Origin of the sequence: Kitasatospora sp. NPDC056138, assembly GCF_042264695.1 — a bacterium.
Classification (GTDB): domain Bacteria; phylum Actinomycetota; class Actinomycetes; order Streptomycetales; family Streptomycetaceae; genus Kitasatospora.
On the sequence record NZ_JBHJVK010000153.1, the window covers coordinates 1 to 3,626 of the forward strand.

General features: G+C 69.5%; 1 protein-coding gene and 1 pseudogene. One reads left to right on the plus strand and one right to left on the minus strand.

Annotated features, from left to right (window positions below):
* Window positions 1-483, plus strand: a pseudogene (locus ACFC1R_RS38665) (hypothetical protein); the annotation flags it as partial.
* 11 nt (window positions 484-494) lie between these two features.
* Here the strand turns inward: ACFC1R_RS38665 and ACFC1R_RS38670 are convergent.
* Window positions 495-3,035: a Helicase associated domain protein gene (locus ACFC1R_RS38670; protein ID WP_375946406.1), complete on the minus strand. Its 2,541-nt coding sequence runs from the start codon at window positions 3,033-3,035 to the stop codon at window positions 495-497.
* Between the last annotated feature and the right edge of the window lie 591 nt (window positions 3,036-3,626).

Here is a 3,626-nt window from a genome sequence, read left to right on the forward strand (position 1 = left end):
GACTGCCGCGGCCTGCTGAGCGACCTCGCCGCCTATCCGCGGCGGCTGTTCGACCTGCTGCGCACCCCGCGGCACGTACTGCTGCTGTTCGTGGGATCGGAGCACGCCTCGGGCGACGGCGCCGCCCGACTCGAGGCCTGCGCCGCCGAGGCGCATCGCGCCGCCCACGGCCTGCTCGACGCCTATCTGGTCACCGCCGCAGAGGTACCACAGGACGCCCGCCCGGTCGGCCTGCGCCCGCCGCGGGTTCGCGACGCGGCGGGCGAGTTCCGCGACGCCTATGCGCCGTGTGACGGCGAGGCGCTCCTGATCCGCCCGGACGGCTACCTCTCCGGACGCTTCTACCCGGCCGTACCGGAACACCTGACGGCGCATCTGCGCCGAACCTTCCTGACTTCCGCTGCCGCGGGCGAAGCGCCGCCGGTGACGGTCCTACAGGCGGCACTGTCACGAAGCAGCCCCGTGCGCAACGCCGCGGCGTGATCGGGCCGGGTCTACCAGGCGATGCCCAGGGCTTCCAGTTGCCCGATCTGTTCCTCGCTGAGCTTGGCCCGGCGGGCTTTGGTGTTGTTGAGCCAGGCGCCCAGCGACAACCCCTCCGTGGTCTTGAACCCGCGCGGCACCTTCGCGTGGCCCTCCCGCTCGACGAACTCGGCCAGCGCGGTCAGGTGGAGCTGGAACCGGTCGGTGCGGGACACCTTGGGCTTGGCCTCGGCGGCGGCCTTCGCCGCGACGAGCTCCGGGTCCTCCTCGATGCCGATCGCGGCGAGCAGGTCCCGCTGGTCTGCTTCCAGACCCGGCCAACCGGCCCGCTGCGCCCACGCCCACCGCCCGAGCTGCTCGCCCTCGAACACGACGTCGGCGGGCAGCTGCGCCCAGTCGACCCGCCCGTCAGCCTCCAGCCACCACTGCCGGGCGGTGGCGTAGGCGCGCTGCCAGGTGACCGGCCACACCGGGCACCAGAAGGGGTCGATCTCCTCCAGCGCGCGGCGCCGCTCCGGCGACAGCGCGCCCTGCTCCCCGGCCGGCACCTGGGCGGAGGCCCGCAGCTCGGAGAGCCACGTCCCGATCGCGTACCCGCCGACCGAGGCCCGCGCCGGCGCCGCCAGCGACCCGCCGTGGCCCTTCGCCCAGACCCGCGCCCAGTCCAATCCGGCCTCGAACCGGGCGTCGCTCACGGACCAGATCATCCCGAGCGCGTCCAGCATCTCCACCCGGTATGGCGCCAGTTCTCCGTTCGCATTCTCGCCACGCCGGTCCGACAGCCACTTTCCGAGCGGGTAATTCCCGTTTTCTCCAACCAATTCGGAATAAGGGACGTCAAGCCCGCCGGTCTCCTCGAACCACCGCCGGGCGTGACCGATCCCCTCACGCCACAGCTGCGTCTCACCAACCAGGACCCGGGACGCGATGAACAGCGCGAGCACGTTCTCGTCCACCGGCGTCTGGAACCGCACCGGCAACGTGAACGCCCCCGACCCACCCACACCCCCACCGCTCTCACCAGGACCGACAGCAGCCTCAGCGCTGCGCCCCTGGGTCCGCTTGCCGGACTTCTGCGGTACCGCCAAGGCCTCCACCACCTTGGCGTCGTGGCTGCGCAGCGCGGTAAGGATCTTGACCAGGGGGCCGTAGGAATCGGACGCCAGGATGTCCCCGGGCTGCTCGCCGGGCTTGAGGAAGACCGGTACGATCAGGCTCGCGGTTTTCCCCTCGCCGGGCTGCATGCGCAGGGCTCGGCCGATGGCCTGGACGATATCCACCATGCTGCCCCTGCCTTGCAGAAGTACCGAATCTGCATTCGGCATGTCGACACCCTCGCCCAGGACTTTGCAGTTGCTGAAGATCCTGTGCTTGAGTCCGTCGTCTTCCTCGCCCTTTCCGAAGTCCCCGATGAGCTCCTTGCGGTAGTCGATCTCGTGCTCGCCGGAGAGCCACTGCGCCCAGATCTCTGGCGGGTATTTCTGCGGGTTCTCGAAGTGCAGCTTCTCGGCCGTCTGATTCAGCGTCTCGGAGAAATACCGGGCTTCGATCGTGCGGTTGTGGAACGTGATGCACCGTCGGAGGTCCCGTTCGACGGCGGTCTTGAGCAGCCCGGCCTGGATCGCCGCGATGCGCGCGGCCGGCACCTCGTCCTCGCTCCCGTCGCTCTCCTCGCCGACGCCCGGACCCCACGGCACACCCTGCCGCTCGGCCCCCTGGCGGTCGCCGAGCGGGTCGCGCAGCTCCAACACCACGATCTCGAACGGCGCCAACAGCTTGCGGTCGATGGCCTCCGCCAGGCCCAGGGAGTAGACGTGCGGCCCGTAGATCCGCACATCGTCCATGGACACCGCCAGCTCCTCCGGCAGCGGCTGCAAGGCCCCCTCACGGCCCTTGACGGGGCGCTTGGGCGGCGCCCAGATCCGCGGGGTCGCCGTCATGTAGAGCCGGCGCTCCGCGGGGATGGCGGCCTGGTCGTGCACCACCGTCCAGGTCTTCTCCACACTGCCGGAGGAGCGGTGCGCCTCGTCACAGACCATCAGCCCGAGCGGGGGCAGCAGCTCGCCCTGACGCTCGGCCCAGTACGTGTAGGCGTCCTCGACCGCACCAACCGACGTGTAGGTGGTGAACAGGGTGGTCGGCCGGCGGCGCTTGGCGGCGCCGGCCAGCCACATGCCGATCATCAGCGGGCTGGTGCTCGCCATCACCCCGTACGGCAGCTCGGAGTCGACCAGCGAGCAGATGGCGTGCATGTCCCCGGAGCGCCCGGCCGCCCGCCAGGAACCGATCATCTGCACCAGCAGGTCCAGCGTCGGCACGACGACCAGGACCACGCCGCGAGGCACCAGCTTCTGGCCGGCCGCCGCCCCGACGTAGCTCTTGCCGGAGCCGGTAGCCATCTGCACCGTCACCCGCAGCCCGTTCGGAGCCGGGTGCCCCGGACGGGGCGTCAGGCCCCGAACGATGGCCTCCAGCGCCTCCTCCTGGTGCCCGCGCAGTGAGATGCCGGAGGTTGCCTGAGCGGCCATCAGGCCGGGCTTTACGACGTTCACGAAGACGTGTCTCCCCTCACCCATTCCCGAGCCCACACCAGGGACCACGCGGGAAATGCTGACAGTGCCCTACTGATACATTCGACGGACCGGCAAAGGAATCCAGCTGACCGGAATACAAGCCCGATTGAAGCGGCCATCCGGCAGGATATTAGTCCCCGGCCGAGGAGACCGGCGAATACCCGAAAAGCTCGGATCCGAACCCCGCTTCCGGCGGGATCCTCCGACACTCCAAGACTGATACATCGGGGACCGTTGCTCACCCTGCCAGGGTAGCGCACCCCACCCGGCGATGGGATCGAAACAGCAGTCTGGACCATGGTCTAGACCAATTCAACAAGAGTGAAGCCAACCCGCACGCACCCCGGCACCCACCCCTTCCCCTAGTCAGCCCGCCTTAAGTTCAGCCAAAATCCCAGATCAACGACTTGAATGGACATCAGCCACTGGAGGGAGTGGAGCGAAGCGGAGTGACCGACAGGCCCGGGCGAAGCCCGGGACGACCTGACCGAAGGTCAGGTCACGGACACGCGGAGCGGGTCCGCCGGTCGCCGAAGGCGACCGCGCACGGAGGGCCGAAGGCCCGTAGGG